Consider the following 15,422-nt stretch of genomic DNA (forward strand, 5'->3'; position numbering starts at 1 on the left):
CGGCCGACCGCGTGAGCCAGCGCGGCGGCCGCCTCCGCGCCGCTCACAGCGCCGCGGTACGTCGCCTCGACCAGCCCAGGGCTGACCACCACGGTGCGCCGGCCGATCGCCACCGCCACCGGGGTGCTCGGTCGCTGGATCCGGCGCACGAACAGCGCGCCGATGTCGACGCCGCGGCCGCACAGCTCGGCCAGCACCGGCGCCATCACCCGCAACTCGGCCTCCGTCGCCGGCCGCGACCTGGTCAACGCCGCGATTGCAGGCTCCTGCAGCTGTCCCAGCGCCAGCGCGACCAGCACGCCGCCCGCAGCCATGAACGCCACCAGGCCCAGCGCCGGCGGGAGCAGGGCGCACACCACCACGGTGAGGACGAAGCTCACCAGCAGAGCCGGCGCCAGCGTCACGGCTCTCAGCACGGTCATCGGGAACCTCATCTCGACCCTCCTCCATCTTGCAGCACTAGTGCGGATCTCTTGACTTTGCTCGCGGTGATCGTCCGGCAACCGCCGAGCGACATAGGCGAACGAGACCAGTTTGTGCCCAGGTGCCGACAGCACCCCGAGTTATCCACAGCCCGCCGCTCGGCGCAGCGGGCAGCGGCCGGGACGTGGATTCATGGGCCAGACCGACCTCCGACTGAAAGGAACACCCGTGGACACCCTCAACGCTGATGCCACCTGGGACCGCCTCGGCTCGATCGCCCAGTTGCTGCACCAGGCCGCTGCCCAGGTGTGGAGCGACGCCGACGAGGCCGCCCCCGACTCCCCGCTCCACGACCTCGGGCTGGGTGTCTATCTCGCGCACTCCCACGCCAGCGCCCTGCTGCCCGACGACTACGAGCTGCCCGACGTCGACCCGCTCCCTGACCTTGAGGAGCGCACGCCCCTGCAGCTGCTCACCGAGGCCGAGGAGCTGACCCGCCCGCTACCGCTGCATCAGCCGGACCTGGTCCACGGCTCGCAGCTGGTCGTCGACCTGTGCGACCTCATCCGGGAAGCCCGCGGCCTTGGCTACTGACCTGCGCCTGGCGTACGCCGACATCGACGAGGAGCTCTTCGACGTCGATCAGATCCCGGTGACCTCGCGCGACGTACGCAGCGTCGGCGAAATGCTCTTCGACGTCGACTACCTGGCCCGCCAGCTGCTCATGGACGTCGGCGGCGATGATGCCGGCACGCTCCTGCGGAGCTGGCCGACGATGGTCGCGGCCGCGGAGGACCTGTGGGCCTCGCTACCGGGTCGCCGGCCTGGCATCTTCGAGCGCGATCGGCCCATCACCCGCCTGTCGGCGCAAGCCGCGACCATCGCGGCCAGCCTGTCCGGCCGGAAGGCCTGGCCAGGTCAGGGCCCGACCAACCCCCGCGTCGACCAGATGACCCAGACCCTCCTCACCGCCGCGGCTCTGGTGCGCCGCTACGGCGCCGAGATCCCGCACGAGCAGCCCGACGCCCACCGCGACCTCGAGGCAGCCCGGACCAGACTCATGCACGGTCTCTACCTGACCGCCCACGCCGTCAACGTCGCCCTGCACGACAAAGGACGCGACCGCGTCAACGACGCCCGCGGCCAGGGCCGCCTGGTCCAGCTGGCCCAGCACCACTCCCCCTACGCGATCGCACCCACCGGGGTCTGGGTCGATCGGATGTCGGCGTGCGAGAACATCGCACGCAGCTACCTGGCCGACCGGTTCGCCCAAGCCCTCGCCGGCGAGGCGATCGGGCCCGTCGACGACCCCGGTCGCCTAGCGCAGGCCCTAGCCAACTGGGACATCCAATCCCACCGCGCACTGGCCCGCGACCTCGACCCGTCCAACATCCTGCTCATCACCCGCACCCAGGGACTCATCGCCGGCGCCAGTATGGTGCTCGTCGACGCGGCCGCCACCTCCGGCATCCTCGAGCCCTCGGACCGCCTAGTCCCCGCGATCGCCGAAGCAGGCCGCTCCTGGAGCAACCTGGCCAGCCGCTGGGGCGACCTCGCTCCCCCGGGCGCTCGCCTCGAGGAGCCCTTGGCGCGCGCGGCGGCGGAAGTCCGCGCCGCCTACCGTCAGATCACCCACGACACCACCACCCTCGCGACACCGGAGGTCATCGCCACCCGGCCAGGACTCGCTCAGGCCACCTTGGCGACACTGCGTGCGATCGAGGCCGGCTCCGAGCTCGCGCACGTCGTCGCCGAGAAGGTCGACACCCCCAACCTCACCGGCCCAGCCCGAGCCATGTCTCGCCGAGCGCACAACGACGTCGAGGCCGGCCTGGCCACCCCGCCGACCGAGGGCGATGTCGTATGGGTCTCCCCCGCCGACATCCTCGCCCGACGCGCTGTCACGGTGCCGCGGCCCGTACGGGAAGCCTTGAGTTCGGCGAGTACGGCAACCGCGTCCGCGGCATCCGCCGCGGCAGCCTCTGCGATGCTCGCGCACTCAAACGGCGGTAGCCATCGCCCCGTTTGGCTCTCGGCAGCGGACAACGCGCAACCTGGCGACCACTTCACCCCAGCATCTTCGCCGGACCACGGCATGCCATGCAGAAAGTCCGCGGCCGGCATTGATCGCTCAGCACCTGTCGGGCCACTTAGGTGACCATCAGACACTAGGTGGGCTGCGACCACCGAGATCCACCACAGCCCGGTCGGAGGAGACGCGAGATGGAACAGGCGAGGGAGATCCTCAACGTCGGCGGTTACCGAACGCTGGCTGCCCAGGAACGCGAACGCATCCCTGAGGATGCAGTCACAGACATCAGGGAACACGCCACGGCACCTTCCGTCGAGCCACGCCCGGCAGAACGCGGCCGGCTCGCACTTATCCCAGCCACAATGAACATTGCCCAAGCGGCTGCCTACCTCGGGATCGCGAAGTCGACGCTCTATACCTGGCGCACGCGACGCCCGGGATTCGGTCCGCGCGCAGTGAAGGCGGGCGGCGCGCTGCGGTACCGCCGTTCGGATCTTGATGCATGGATCGAGGCCCACGCCGAGGCAGTGGATCTCGAAGCGGAACTGAACATCGACGACGACGCTCGGGGCTCGAGGGGCGACCAGTCATCAACTTCCGGCACGCTAGGTTCCATGTCACGACGGTCCCGTCCACGGCATCGCTAGCGCTCAGACGTCAAGAAGGAACGCCCATGGCTCGCCCTCCACTCCCCATCGGGACATTCGGGAGCATCACGACTAAGGAGGTGCGTCCCGGCGTGTACCGCGCGCGAACGCGCTTCCGAGACTTCGACGGCGTCACGCGCGAAATCAAGGGGACCGGTCGAAGCGCCGCCGCCGCAGTGCGAGAACTCAAAGCCAAGATCGCCGACCGAAGCGCCCCATCGGGCGACCTCATCGACTCCGACATGCGAATCAGCCAGGTGGCCGACATCTGGCTCTCGCTGTATCGCGCTGAACAGCGCTCGGAAGCAACTACCGCGAACGAGTACCAACGCATCATCGAGAACGTCATCAATCCAGCCATCGGCAACATTCGCCTGCGCGAGGCAACTGCTGGGCGCCTGGAGCGGCTAATCAGGTCGCAGGACTCGCACAGCCGCCGGAAGAAGACGAAGACGGTCCTCAAGATGATGTTCGACGCCGCGGTTATCGACGACGCGGTCCCAGCCAACCCGGTCTCCTCCACATCGCGGCTTCGAGGCCAGAAGAAGGACGTCCAAGCGCTCTCGGTGGAGGATCTCAATGCCGTCCGCTCTGCTGTAGACGCCTGGATGACCAAGAAGCGACCCGGTCCAAAGCCGAACCAGGACATGCCCGACATCGTGGACCTGCTTCTCGCTACCGGCTGCCGGATCGGAGAAGTGCTCGCGATCCGGTGGACAGACATCGACTTGAGTGGTGTCCCCCCGACGGTGTCAATCAGCGGGACGATCAAGACGGAGACGGGAAAGGGCACCTACCGGAAGCCCAAGCCGAAGTCGGACGCTTCCAAACGCACCATCGCGCTGCCGCCGTTTGCTGTCGATGTTCTGATGAGGCGGCGTATCGAGCAGCGGCCAAATCACTACAACGCGGTCTTCGCCACCCGTAACGGCACCTGGCACCAGGTCGGCAACATCGAGCGGCGGTGGCGCACGATCCGAGCAGACACAGGCTTCGACTGGGTGACCCCACACACCTTCCGCAAGACCGTCGCGACCTTGATCGACCGCCTGGTCGACTCGGACACCGCAGCCCGCATTCTCGGCCACTCCTCAGACGCGATCACCAAAGAGTTCTACATCGAGAAGGACAGGACCACACCTGACGTGACGCACATCCTTCAGTCCTTCGCAGCCAAGGCCACGACGATCGCGTCGGACGACTGACGTCGTCGCGGCGCTTCGAGCGCAGCCCTGCATCTGCTTGGCCCCCACGCCCCGGCCCCCGACTCCGAAGTGGGTCGCCACCGCGAGGGTTTCTGGGACATAAACGCGGCATAAGGCTATGTGGCTCAAGAAGCCAAGTGGCCCCTGATCTGCGTTTCCGCAGGTCAGGGGCCACTTTTTCGTAGCGGGGGCAGGATTTGAACCTGCGACCTCTGGGTTATGAGCCCAGCGAGCTACCGAGCTGCTCCACCCCGCGTCGGTGAACCCAACGTTAGAGCATCAGGCGAAACCGTTCCAAATCGATAGCGCGCGATCCGGATCACTCCTCGGTGGTCGCCTCCTCGGACGGCTCGTCCGTGCCTTCGTCGGTGGCCTCGTCGGTCGGCTCCCCCTCGGCTGCGGCGTCGCGTTCGTCGGCGAGACGCACGGCTCGGGCGAGGTGCTCCTGCGCCTCCTTGACGAGGCGTGCCCACTCCTCCGGGTCGCCGTCGCTCAGTGCGGCGTCGGCGCGGTCGAAGGCGCTGTCGGCTGCGCGCAGGGCGTTCTCGATGCGCTCGTCGAAGGTGAGGTTCTTGTCACCGTTGCCCTCGCCGTTGCCGTCGTTGTTCCCGTTGCCCTCGCCGTTCCCGTTCCCGTTCCCGTCGGGGTCCGGGTCGCTGATGTCGACGCCGAGCGCGACGGCGAGAGCGCCGGGGATGTCGCGGGCGATGCCGACGTCGGAGCCGTAGCGGACGATCACGAACTGCAGGATCGGGAAGCTCGAGTCCGCGTTGGAGCGGACGGCGTAGACGGGCTGGACGTAGATCAGGCCGTCGTCGACCGGCACCGTCAGCAGGTTGCCGAAGACCGGCGGCGTGTTGGCGACGACGTAGTCGCGCAGCGCGTCGCGCACGCCCTCGTCCTGCTGCATCTCGTTGGCCGCGATACCCGGCCCGGGCGCGCCTTCGTCGGTCATCTCGAGCAGCTCGACCTGGCCGAACTTGTCGGACGTCGCATCGGAGTTCACCGAGATGAACGACGCCAGGTTGCCGCGGCCGCGCGGCACGAAGACCGAGGTCAGCGACCAGTCGCTGCTGCCGTCGGTGGTCCGGGCGAACAGCCGGTACGGCGGCTGCTGGCTGTTGCTCGCCTGCGGGTCGGTCGGGACCTCCCACCGGTCGTTGCCCTGGTAGAAGTCCCCGGCATCGGTCACGTGGTAGCGGGCGAGCTGGTAGCGCTGCACCTTGAAGATGTCCTCGGGGTAGCGCAGGTGCTCCATCAGCTTCTCGGGGATCTCGGACTTGGGCTGCACCGTGTCGGGGAAGGCGCTCATCCAGGTCTGGAGGATCGGGTCCTCCTCGTCCCACTCGTACAGGTTCACCGTGCCGTCGTAGGCGTCGACCGTGGCCTTGACCGCCGACCGCATGTAGTTGATCTCGTCGGTCGGGATCGTCTGCAGGCCGGTCGTCTCCTGCAGCGAGTCGTCGATCATCGACTCGAACGACTCACGCTGCGCGTTCGGGTAGCGGTCGGTGGTCGTGTAGCCGTCGAGGATCCACTGGATCCGGCCGTCGACGATGGCCGGGTAGGGGTCGGAGTCGAGCGTCAACCACGGCGCGACCATCTCGACCCGGGTCACCGGGTCCCGGTTGTAGAGGACGCTGGAGTTGCCGTTGACCCGGCCGGACAGCAGGAAGTTCGGCTCGCCGAACCGCACGGCATACATCAGCTGGCGGAAGGTGCTGCCGATCTCGACACCGCCCTCACCGTCGTACGTCGTCGCCGTGTCGTCGACCTCAGGCGCGACGACGTCCCCGTCGGCCTCCGCGTCGCCGCCGGTCTCCGTGTCGTCGGTGGCCTCGCCGAGGCCGAGCTCGACGTCCTCGGAGTCCTCGGACGCCTTGCCGACCACGGAGTAGTCGGGGCTCTGCTCGCCGAAGTAGATCCGGTCCTCGAACTCGGTCTCCGACAGCACGTTGTCGGCGTCCTGGATGCCCTCGGCCCACACCATCCGGCCGTTGGCCTCGTTGCTCGAGACCTCGTTGGCGTAGGCGGCGATCACGCCCTCACCGTGGGTGTAGACCGTGTGCAGGTTCGACCAGTTCTGGTCGGAGTCGTTGATGCCGCTCTGGTCGAGCTCGCGGACGCCGAGCACCAGCGGCGTCTCGACGCCGTCGATCATGTAGCGGTCGACGTCGAGCACGGACGACACCGAGTAGTAGAGCCGCGGCTGCTGGCGCTGCTCGAACGTCTCGAAGACCTGCTTCGGGTCGACGACCGGCACCGAGCTCAGCTGCTGGGCCAGCCCGTCGGCATCGGCCTCGCCCTCCGGGATCCCCGACGTGTTCGTCGGTACGACGTCGGCGATGTCGTAGGCATCGCGGGTGGCGTCGATGTTGACCTGGATGTACGACTCCTCCTTGTCGGCCTCGGTCGGCTTCACCTGGAAGTTCTGGACGATCGCGGGCCAGATCATGCCGAGCAGGATCGCGGAGAGCACGAGCAGGGCCAGACCCACCGACGGCAGCTGCCAGGTGCGGCGCCAGACGTTGAGGAAGAAGAGCACCGCGCAGATCAGCGCGACGCCCATCAGGATGTTGCGCGCGGGGAGCAGCGCGTTCTCGCCGGTGTAGTTCATCCCGGTGAACAGGCTGTTGTCGTCGGTCACCAGGTCGAAGCGGTCGAGGTAGTAGTCGACGCCCTTGGCGAGCACGAAGATGCCGAGCAGCACCGAGAACTGGACCTGCGCCGCACCGGACAGCCGGTCGTGCGGCACCTGCAGCCGGATACCGCCGTACAGGTAGTGCACCACCGCGGTGGCGATCACCGCGACGATCGCGGCAGCCATCACGAAGTCGGTGACGTAGTGCCACCACGGCAGGCTGAAGACGTAGAAGCCGATGTCCTTGTTGAAGTAGGCGTCCTCCTCGCCGAACGGCTGGGCGTGGCGCCACAGCAGGTAGCTGCGCCAGTGGCCGAGCGCGGACGTGCCGGCGAAGACACCGACCACGCCGGCCACTCCGATGAGCAGCCAGGTGCGGATCGGGGTGACCGCGTCGCGGTAGCGGTCGACGCTGCCGTCGCCGCCGGGGATCCGGAACAGCGGCCGGAAGCGGTAGGCGAGGTACATGTTGACCGCGACCATCGCGCCCATGAACACGCCGAACACGAGGAACAGGCCGATCCGGGTCCACAGCATGGTGCTGAACACCTGGCCGTAGCCGACCTCCTGGTACCAGAGGCGGTCGGTGTAGATCGACGCGAACGTCGTCAGCAGGAAGAACCCGACGACCAGGACGACGCCGGTGATGACCAGCGCGCGAGCGCGGCCACCGGGCCGCCTGGTCTCGACGTCGCCGGGCTCGTCATCGAACAGATCACTCACGGTGTCTCCCCTGGATCATCGGTCTCGTCCTCCAGTGTTGCGCGCAGCAGTGTGAGCAGGCTCGGCACCAGGTCCGGGCCGCCCATCACCGAGGTGTCCTCGTCGTGCGCGCGCAGCCGCACGGCACAGTACGACGCGCCGTGGCGGGTCACGCCCGCGACGATGCGCACCTCCTGCTTGTCCGGGTGCTCGCGCGCGAACTCCACCGCCTGCGCGGGGTCGTCCGGGATCTGCCCGTCGGCAGCCGGGGGCAGCACCAGCCGCTCCACGACGGCCGCGCACCCGACGACCGCGGCCGGCCAGGTGATCGTGGGGAGCAGCTGCTCCAGCTCCTGGTCCGCGGCCAGCTCCTCCTGCTCGATCGGCGTCAGCGAGCCGCGCTCGCGGGACTCGTCGAGCCCGAGCATCGAGGCGAGCGCCGGCTCGTGGGTGACCAGCTCGGCCGTGTCGACCAGCGCGTAGAGCCGCGCCGGCTGGTCCCAGCCCGCCCCTGACTGGTGCTTCTCGATCTCCAGCACGGCGGTCGCCAGCGCGGGGTCGATCTCGAGCTCGAAGTCCATCAGCGCTCCCCGCTCAGCAGCTCGGCAGCTCGGCGTCGCGGTCGGCTGCCCAGTCCTCGAGCGCCTCGAGCGACTCGTGCATCGTGGTCGCCTTCACCAGCCTGAGGTCGGGGTCGAGCCCGTCCACGTCGGGGCAGTTGGCCTCGGGCACGAAGAAGAGCTCGGCTCCGGCTTCCTGGGCGCCGGCGATCTTCTGCTCGATGCCGCCGATCGGGCCAACCGTGCCGTCGTCCACCAGCTCACCGGTGCCGGCGACGATCTCGCCGTCGGTGAGCGAGCCCGGGGTCAGGGTGTCGTAGACGGCGAGCGAGAACATCAGGCCGGCGCTCGGTCCGCCGATCGCGGGGTCCACCTGGATCGACACGTCGAACGGGAAGTCGTAGCCGATGCCGAGGCTGACGCCGATCCGCTGGGCACCCTCGATCTTCCTCGGCTCGATCTCGACGGTGAGCTCGCGGTCGCCGCGCTTCATCACCAGCTCCACCGGGTCACCCGGGCCGTGGCTCTGGATCGCGTCGACGATCTGCTGGTCGTCGGTGACCGGCTCGCCGTCGACCTCGACGAACTTGTCGCGCACCCGGAGCTCCCCGAACGCCGCACCATCCTCGTCGACGTGCGCGACCTGGATGGCCGACGGGACCTCGAAGCCGAGCTCGCGCATGGCGACGGCGATCGCGGTGTCCTGCGAGGTCACCATCGACACCGCCCCGCGGACCTCCTCGTCCTCGGCGGTCTGGTCGGGCGGGTGCGCGATGTCGTAGGGGACCACCGCCTCCTCGCCGTTGATCCACGCGCCCAGCGCCTCGAGCAGGGACGCCTTGTTGCCGCGCGCCGAGCTCTGGACCGTCGTGAACCGGATCTGACCGTCGTCGCGGTAGGTCTCGTGGCCATCGACCTGGATGATCTCGGCCTCGTTGGAGTCCTTGGCCAGCACGTCGAAGGTGGGGCCGGGACTGTAGACGGCATAGGGCAGCGGCACGAGGGCCGCCAGCAGGAGCAGGAGAACCGTCAGCGGCGCCGCGAGGGCGAAGGCCAACCACCGCTGCGTCATGGCGTTACCTTCTCACCCGCGCCCAAGGCCCACGGAACCGAGTCTCAAGGTCGAACCTCGATCCGCCCGGAGCTGGCTCAGGAGGCGCGACGGTCGCCGGTCGGACGCTCGTCGGCAGCCGGGGCCGCGGGCGGCTGCGGCGGCTCGGTCCCGGTCGGCGCCGCGGCGGGCAGCACGGTGGGCAGCACGGTGGGCAGCACGGTCGGGCGGAGCCGCGACGGACGCAGCGCGACGCCCGTGCTCCGGTCAGGAGTACGACGAGGCACGGCGTACCCGGGGCGCCGCTTGCGCTCCCGGCTCAGCGCCTCGCCGAGCCGCCGCGCGGCGGTCTCTCGGTCGACCTCGCCGCGGCCCTCACGACCCCACCAACCGACCCACAGCATCGTCACCAGAGTGACGACGCCCGCAGGCACCAGCCAGAAGAGGATCTCCACCAGCCGAGAGTACGTCGGCGCGCCGGCCGGCCGATCACGGCGCGCCGCGTCGCCTCCTACGGCGCGCCGACCCACTCCTCGGTCCCGTCGGCGAAGAGCTGGTGCTTCCAGATCGGCACCTCGGCCTTGAGCGTGTCGATCAGCGCCCGACTCGCCTCGAACGAGCTGCCGCGGTGACCCGCGGTGGTGGCGACGACGACGGCGAGGTCCCCGATCGCCAGGTCCCCGACCCGGTGCACGGCGGCGACACCGGCGACGTCGTACTCCTCGGCGATGCGGGCGCACACGTCGGTCAACCGGTCGAGCGCGGTCGGGTGCGCGGAGTAGGACAGCCCGGTCACGCCCTTGCCGTGGTCGTGGTCGCGGACCCGGCCGACGAACACGACCAGCCCGCCGGCCGAGTCGTCGTCGAGGCTCTTGAGCACGTCGTCGACCGACAGCGGGGTGTCCTGGATGCCGACCAGGCGCACGGCGGGGTTGCTCATGGCTCAAGCGTAGGGGTCACCTCGGCCCGCGGGGGTTGGCCGACGGGCGTAGTTTTGAGCCATGACGAATGATCCGGGCGATCCCGGCAGCGGCGGTCCCGAGGAGCCCAATCCCTTCAAGGGCACGCCGTTCGAGCAGTTCTTCGCCGCAGGCGGCCCGCTCAGCGGGATGGGTGGCCCGGGCGGTCCGGGCGCCGGCCTGGGCGGGATGAACTTCAACGACATCCTCAGCCAGCTGAAGTCGATGATGGAGCCCCACGAGGGACCGCTGAACTGGAAGGTCGTCGACGACCTCGCGCGGTCCTCGGTCGCCCAGCAGCCCGATCCGACCCCCGCGCAGCGCGACCACGACCGGGTCGCCGACTCGGTGCAGCTGGCCGACCACTGGCTCGACGTGGCGACCGAGTTCCCCTCGGGTGTCACCTCGACCGCGGCCTGGAGCCGGTCCGACTGGGTCGCCGAGACCCGACCCGTGTGGAAGGTGCTCATCGAGCCGGTCGCCGCCAAGTCCGTCAGCGGCATCGGCAACGCGTTGCCGCAGGAGATGCAGGCGACGGCCGGCCCGCTGATCGGGATCATCGGACAGGCGGTGGGCGGCATGCTCGCCTCCCAGATCGGCCAGGGCCTGGGCGGGCTCGCCGGCGAGGTGCTGACCGCCTCCGACATCGGCGTCCCCCTCGGCGCGCCCGGCAAGGCCGCGCTGGTGATGAGCAACGTCCGGGAGTTCGCCGAGGGACTCGACGTCTCCGAGGACGACGTGCTTCTCTACCTCGCGCTGCGCGAGGCCGCCCACCAGCGTCTGTTCGCGCACGTGCCGTGGCTGCGCGAGCACCTCGTGGGGGCGGTCACCGACTACGCCCAGGGGCTCGAGCTCAACGTGCAGCAGATGCAGGAGCGCATCCAGGAGCAGATGGGCAGCATCAACCCGATGGACCCCGCCTCGATGCAGGGGCTGCTCGAGGGCGGCATGTTCGAGCCCCCGGTCTCGCCGCAGCAGGAGTCCGCGCTGTCCCGGCTCGAGATCGCGCTGGCGCTGGTCGAGGGCTGGGTCGACGAGGTCGTCGGCCAGGCGACCGCCGAGCGGATGCCCGCTGCCGCCAAGCTGCGCGAGGCCGTACGCCGGCGGCGCGCGGCCGGGGGCCCGGCGGAGCAGACCTTCGCCGCGCTCGTGGGCCTGGAGCTGCGGCCACGCCGGCTGCGGGACGCCTCCACCCTGTGGGGCGGGCTGCGGGCCCGGTCCGGGGCCGAGGCCCGCGACGGCGTGTGGATGCACCCCGACCTGCTGCCGACGGCGGCCGACCTCGACGACCCGCTGAGCTTCCGCGCCGAGGCCACCCAGCCCGAGGACCTCAGCGAGGACGCCTTCGACGAGGAGCTGCGCAAGCTGCTCGAGGGCGAGACCCCCGACTCCCCCGACTCCCCCGAGGGCGAGTGACCCTTCGAGACGCCCGCTCGTCCCTCGCGGGCTCCTCAGGACAAGCCCTACGAGACGACGCGCTGGCGACGCTGCGCGGCTGGAGCGCGCCCGACGCCGCCCAGGAGGCCCTGCGCGCCCGGTTCGTCGCGCACCTGGAGGGCGTGGGCGACGGCATGTGGCGCTCGTCGTACCCCGACCACGTCACGGCGGGGGCGCTGGTGATCGACAGCGCCGGCGACCGGGTGCTGCTCAACCTGCACCGCAAGGCGCGGCGGTGGTTCGCGTTCGGCGGCCACGCCGAGCCGGGCGACGCCACCCTGGCCGACGTGGCGGGTCGCGAGGCCCGCGAGGAGTCGGGCATCCCGGACCTGCGGCTGGTGCCGGTGCCGGCCCAGCTCGACGTGCACCCGGTCCCGTTCTGCGACCCGCGGGGCGAGGTGCGCCACCTCGACGTCCGTTACGTCGCGATCGCTCCGCCGGCCGCGCGCGAGGTCACCAGCGAGGAGTCGCTCGACGTGCGCTGGTGGCCGGTCGACGCGCTCCCCGAGCTCGAGCCCGGGATGGTCGACCTGGTGCGGATCGCCCAGTCGGTGGTTCAGTCGGCGTCGGCGGAGATCGGCACGCTTCCCGGAGGCGGCTCGAGCCGCGCGGCCTCCGACCAGCCGAGCAGGTAGCCCTTCGCCTTCTGGGTGTGCGGGTAGTGCCCGACCCACCCCCAGAAGGCCTCGCTGTGACCCGGCTCGAGCAGGTGCGCCAGCTCGTGGACGAGCACGTAGTCGACCACCCAGTCGGGCATCTTCTGCAGCCGCTCGCTGAGCCGGATCGTGCGGTCCCCCGGCGTGCACGACCCCCAACGCGACCGCTGGTTGGCCACCCACTTCACCGACACCGGCTCGGCCAGACCCCCGAGGTAGCGGTCGTTGAGCTCGCACGCGCGCCGCAGCAGTCCCGCGTCGGTGCGCCGGCTGCGCTGCTCGCGCCGCTGCAGCCGCTGCACCATCTTGCGGACCCAGTCGCGCTCCTCGGCCTTGGACAGGTTGTCCGGCACGAGCACGACGATCCGGTCGTCCTCGACGTACGCCGACACGGTCCGTCGCCGCCGCCCGGAACGGCGGATCTCAACCTGCGGAGTCGGCTCCGACATGCCTCGAAACTACCGCGCCGCCCACGCCAACAACCTCTCCACCGGCCACGTGTTGACGATCCGTTCGGGGTCGATGCCCGCCGCCTCGGCCCGCTCGCACCCGAGCACGAGGAAGTCGAGCTGTCCCGGCGCGTGCGCGTCGCTGTCGATCGAGAAGAGGCAGCCCGTGTCGCGGGCCAGCTCCAGCAGGGCGCTCGGGGGGTCGCGCCGCTCCGGGCGGGAGTTGATCTCGACCGCGACGCCGTGCTCGGCGCAGGCCTCGAACACCGCCCGCGCGTCGAACCGGGACTGGGCGCGGGTGCCGCGGTTGCCGGTGCCGAGACGTCCGGTGCAGTGCCCGAGCACGTTGGTCCACGGGTTGCGGATCGCCGCGATCATCCGCTTGGTCATCGGCTCCGGGTCCATCGCCAGCTTCGAGTGCACGCTCGCCACCCGCACCTCGAGCCGGCCGAGCATCTCGTCGGTCTGGTCGAGACCACCGTCGTCGAGGATGTCGACCTCGATCCCCTTGAGCAGCCGGAACCGACCGGGCAAGGCGGCGAGGTGGGTGTTGACGGCGTCGACCACGTCGAGCTGGCGCGCCAGCCGCTCCGCGGTGAGCCCGTGCGCGATCCGCAGCCGCGGGGAGTGGTCGGTGAGCACCAGGTAGTCGTGGCCGAGCTCCATCGCGGTCATCGCCATCTCCTCGATGGGCGACCCGCCGTCGGACCAGTCGGAGTGGGAGTGGAGGTCACCACGCAGCGCCGCTCGCAGCCCGTCGCCGCCCGAGACCGGGAGCACGCCGTACTGCTGCTCGGCGTCGGCGAGCCGCTCGGGCGTGCGTCCGGCGACCGCGTCGCTGATGACCCGGGCGGTGCTGCTGCCGATGCCGGGCAGGTCGGTCAGCGTGCCGTCGGCCGCACGGCGGGCGACCTCGTCGGGCGGCAACGGCAGGATCGCGGCCGCCGCCTTGCGGTAGGCCTGCACCTTGAAGGTGTCGGCCCGTCCGCGCTCGAGCAGGAACGCGATCCGGCGCAGGGCCGCGATCGGGCTGCCGTCGTACGGATCGCCGGGCGCGGTCACCCGCCCGCCTCCCGGAGGCCGTGGATCGTCATGGGCAGCACCTTGTCAGCCGAGAACGCGGCAAGAAAGATTTGTCCACAGCCGGTGGAGGAACGGTGGACGACATCACCGCTGGTCACACGCCTGCGGGGCCCGTGGGCGACGGTCGGTTTCCCCACCCTGTCCACAGGCCGAAGCCCGGTTTCCCACGCCTCTCCACGGCGGTTCCGCATCGTCCACACCTTTGTCCACAACCTTGTCCACAGGGCAACCTCCCCGTGGATTGACCGGGGTGCACCCGCTCCCTAGCGTTGCGTGCAGTTGGGGCCCCCGGGGTCGCCACCGCCGCTCGCAAGGGGAAGGCAAGCGGCGGGAGCGCTCCCGGGGGTTTCTTCGTTCCTGGCGCTCCTCACGGCTGCCGGCGGTGCGGTCAGCGGCCCTCGAACAGCGGCGCCCGCTTCTCCTGCGCCGCCCGGATGCCCTCCTGCAGGTCCGCGGTCGCCAGCGTCACGGGCTGTGCGAGCGCCTCCCAGTCCAGGCACGCCTCCACGCTCTCGTGCCCGCGGAGCAGCGCCGTCTTGGTCAGCCGGCTCGCGATCGGAGCGGTCCGCGCGACCTCGGCGGCCGTGCGCACCACCTCGTCGCGGAACCCCTCCGGGTCGAGCACGCGCGACACCAGGCCCAGGCTCAGCGCCTCGTCGGCGTCGACCAGCCGCCCCGTCAGCAGCAGGTCGCGCGCGACCGCGGGCCCGACCACGTCCGGGAGCAGGTACGTCGTCGCCATGCCCGGGTGCATCCCGAGCCGGAGGAACGGGACACCCATCTTCGCCCCGCGGGCGGCGTACCGGATGTCGCACGCGAGCGCCATCGCCAGCCCGGCGCCGATCGCCGGGCCGTTGATCGCCGCGATGGTCGGCACCTCCAGCCGGCGGATCGACAGCCAGGCCCGGTAGAACGGGAGCATCCGCGACCGCAGCCGGTCGACGGTGGCGTCCGGCTCGCCGGCGATCCACGACGTGTTCCCGCCCGAGCAGAACGCGCTGCCCTCACCCGTCACCACGACCGCCCGGACCGTCGGGTCGCCGGCGAGGAAGTCGACGGCGCGGACCCACGACGCGGTCATCTCGTCGCTCATCGCGTTGCGCATCTCGGGCAGGTCCAGCACGAGCATCGCGACCCCCGGAGCGGGCCGTTCGAGCCGCAGGTGGGACAGCTCGGGCGGTTCGAGGGCGCCCGAGCCCGTTTCAGCGGTGTTCGGACTGATTTCAGACATACCGGGCACGTTACTGCTCGCGCTCAGGCGCGTGACGTAGGGTCAGAGAGGTTCAAAGCCCTGTGCTGCGGACCCCGGCGGGCTTCCCCTCACCCTCCCGTCGCGACGACCGAGATAGATCATGAAACAAGGAGGCCGTCATGGCGGAGACCTGGAGCGGTGAGTTCTACTGCGTGAAGTGCAAGGCCAAGCGCGAGGCGTCCGGTGAGGTCAAGGTCAACGACAAGGGCACCCGGATGGCCAAGGCCGTTTGCCCCGTGTGCTCGACCAACCTGAACCGCATCCTCGGCAAGGCCTGAGAACCACCTCAGACAACCGCAGCGGGCGGCCCACCTCACGGTGGGCC

At 70.2% G+C, this 15,422-nt stretch carries 16 protein-coding genes and 1 tRNA gene; 7 read left to right on the plus strand and 10 right to left on the minus strand.

The annotated features are described in order from the left end of the window. A partial coding sequence (locus tag H0488_RS15325; protein ID WP_183100137.1) for a hypothetical protein occupies window positions 1-434 on the minus strand: 434 nt, incomplete at its 3' end. Window positions 435-651: 217 nt separating this feature from the next. Here H0488_RS15325 and H0488_RS15330 point away from each other — a divergent pair. The 4 genes from H0488_RS15330 to H0488_RS15345 all read left to right on the plus strand — a co-directional run bounded on the left by H0488_RS15330 (window position 652) and on the right by H0488_RS15345 (window position 4,307). After that, window positions 652-1,017: a hypothetical protein gene (locus H0488_RS15330; RefSeq protein ID WP_183100138.1), complete on the plus strand. Its 366-nt coding sequence runs from the start codon at window positions 652-654 to the stop codon at window positions 1,015-1,017. Then, on the plus strand, window positions 1,007-2,581 hold the full coding sequence (locus H0488_RS15335) for a hypothetical protein (protein WP_183100139.1): 1,575 nt from the start codon (window positions 1,007-1,009) through the stop codon (window positions 2,579-2,581). Before H0488_RS15330 ends, H0488_RS15335 begins: the two co-directional genes overlap by 11 nt. Before the next feature lie 65 nt (window positions 2,582-2,646). Then, on the plus strand, window positions 2,647-3,102 hold the full coding sequence (locus H0488_RS23690; RefSeq protein ID WP_220794635.1) for a helix-turn-helix transcriptional regulator: 456 nt from the start codon (window positions 2,647-2,649) through the stop codon (window positions 3,100-3,102). Window positions 3,103-3,194: 92 nt separating this feature from the next. Then, window positions 3,195-4,307, plus strand: a complete 1,113-nt coding sequence (locus H0488_RS15345) for a tyrosine-type recombinase/integrase (RefSeq protein WP_183100140.1) — start codon at window positions 3,195-3,197, stop codon at window positions 4,305-4,307. Window positions 4,308-4,489: 182 nt separating this feature from the next. Here H0488_RS15345 and H0488_RS15350 read toward each other — a convergent pair. From H0488_RS15350 to H0488_RS15375, 6 genes are all read right to left on the minus strand, one after another. Then, window positions 4,490-4,563 (minus strand) — tRNA-Met (locus H0488_RS15350). Window positions 4,564-4,626: 63 nt separating this feature from the next. Beyond that, window positions 4,627-7,671, minus strand: coding sequence for a UPF0182 family membrane protein (locus H0488_RS15355; RefSeq protein WP_183100141.1), 3,045 nt, complete (start codon window positions 7,669-7,671; stop codon window positions 4,627-4,629). Next, on the minus strand, window positions 7,668-8,231 hold the full coding sequence (locus tag H0488_RS15360) for a PPA1309 family protein (RefSeq protein WP_183100142.1): 564 nt from the start codon (window positions 8,229-8,231) through the stop codon (window positions 7,668-7,670). Before H0488_RS15360 ends, H0488_RS15355 begins: the two co-directional genes overlap by 4 nt. 13 nt (window positions 8,232-8,244) lie before the next feature. Continuing rightward, entirely contained in the window at window positions 8,245-9,282 is a 1,038-nt protein-coding gene (locus H0488_RS15365) for a YlbL family protein (protein WP_183100143.1), read from the minus strand. 77 nt (window positions 9,283-9,359) lie between these two features. Further along, on the minus strand, window positions 9,360-9,716 hold the full coding sequence (locus H0488_RS15370; RefSeq protein ID WP_183100144.1) for a hypothetical protein: 357 nt from the start codon (window positions 9,714-9,716) through the stop codon (window positions 9,360-9,362). Between the two features lie 56 nt (window positions 9,717-9,772). Beyond that, window positions 9,773-10,201: a molybdenum cofactor biosynthesis protein MoaE gene (locus H0488_RS15375; protein ID WP_183100145.1), complete on the minus strand. Its 429-nt coding sequence runs from the start codon at window positions 10,199-10,201 to the stop codon at window positions 9,773-9,775. Window positions 10,202-10,262: 61 nt separating this feature from the next. Between H0488_RS15375 and H0488_RS15380 the strand changes: the two genes are divergently transcribed. Both H0488_RS15380 and H0488_RS15385 read left to right on the plus strand, forming a co-directional pair. Continuing rightward, window positions 10,263-11,636 carry a zinc-dependent metalloprotease gene (locus H0488_RS15380; protein ID WP_183100146.1) on the plus strand — a complete coding sequence of 458 codons (1,374 nt, stop codon included), beginning with the start codon at window positions 10,263-10,265 and terminating at the stop codon, window positions 11,634-11,636. Further along, a complete protein-coding gene (locus H0488_RS15385) occupies window positions 11,633-12,292 on the plus strand; it encodes an NUDIX hydrolase (RefSeq protein ID WP_312856368.1) in 660 nt (219 codons plus the stop codon). The genes H0488_RS15380 and H0488_RS15385 overlap by 4 nt, the downstream gene beginning before the upstream one ends. Here the strand turns inward: H0488_RS15385 and H0488_RS15390 are convergent. The 3 genes from H0488_RS15390 to H0488_RS15400 form a co-directional block, all read right to left on the minus strand. Beyond that, on the minus strand, window positions 12,214-12,762 hold the full coding sequence (locus H0488_RS15390; RefSeq protein ID WP_183100147.1) for a M48 metallopeptidase family protein: 549 nt from the start codon (window positions 12,760-12,762) through the stop codon (window positions 12,214-12,216). The two genes, H0488_RS15385 and H0488_RS15390, sit on opposite strands and share 79 nt — an antisense overlap. 9 nt (window positions 12,763-12,771) lie before the next feature. Next, a complete protein-coding gene (locus tag H0488_RS15395; RefSeq protein ID WP_183100148.1) occupies window positions 12,772-13,824 on the minus strand; it encodes a PHP domain-containing protein in 1,053 nt (350 codons plus the stop codon). A gap of 409 nt (window positions 13,825-14,233) precedes the next feature. Then, window positions 14,234-15,076: an enoyl-CoA hydratase/isomerase family protein gene (locus H0488_RS15400; RefSeq protein ID WP_183100149.1), complete on the minus strand. Its 843-nt coding sequence runs from the start codon at window positions 15,074-15,076 to the stop codon at window positions 14,234-14,236. A 140-nt stretch (window positions 15,077-15,216) separates the two neighbouring features. On the opposite strand from H0488_RS15400, the gene H0488_RS15405 reads away from it, so the two are divergent. Then, complete coding sequence (locus H0488_RS15405; protein WP_170124598.1) at window positions 15,217-15,375, plus strand: DUF5679 domain-containing protein; 159 nt, start codon at window positions 15,217-15,219, stop codon at window positions 15,373-15,375. The last annotated feature ends 47 nt before the right edge of the window (window positions 15,376-15,422 follow it).

It is taken from the genome of Nocardioides pelophilus (genome assembly GCF_014180685.1).
Taxonomy (GTDB): Bacteria; Actinomycetota; Actinomycetes; order Propionibacteriales; family Nocardioidaceae; genus Nocardioides; species Nocardioides pelophilus.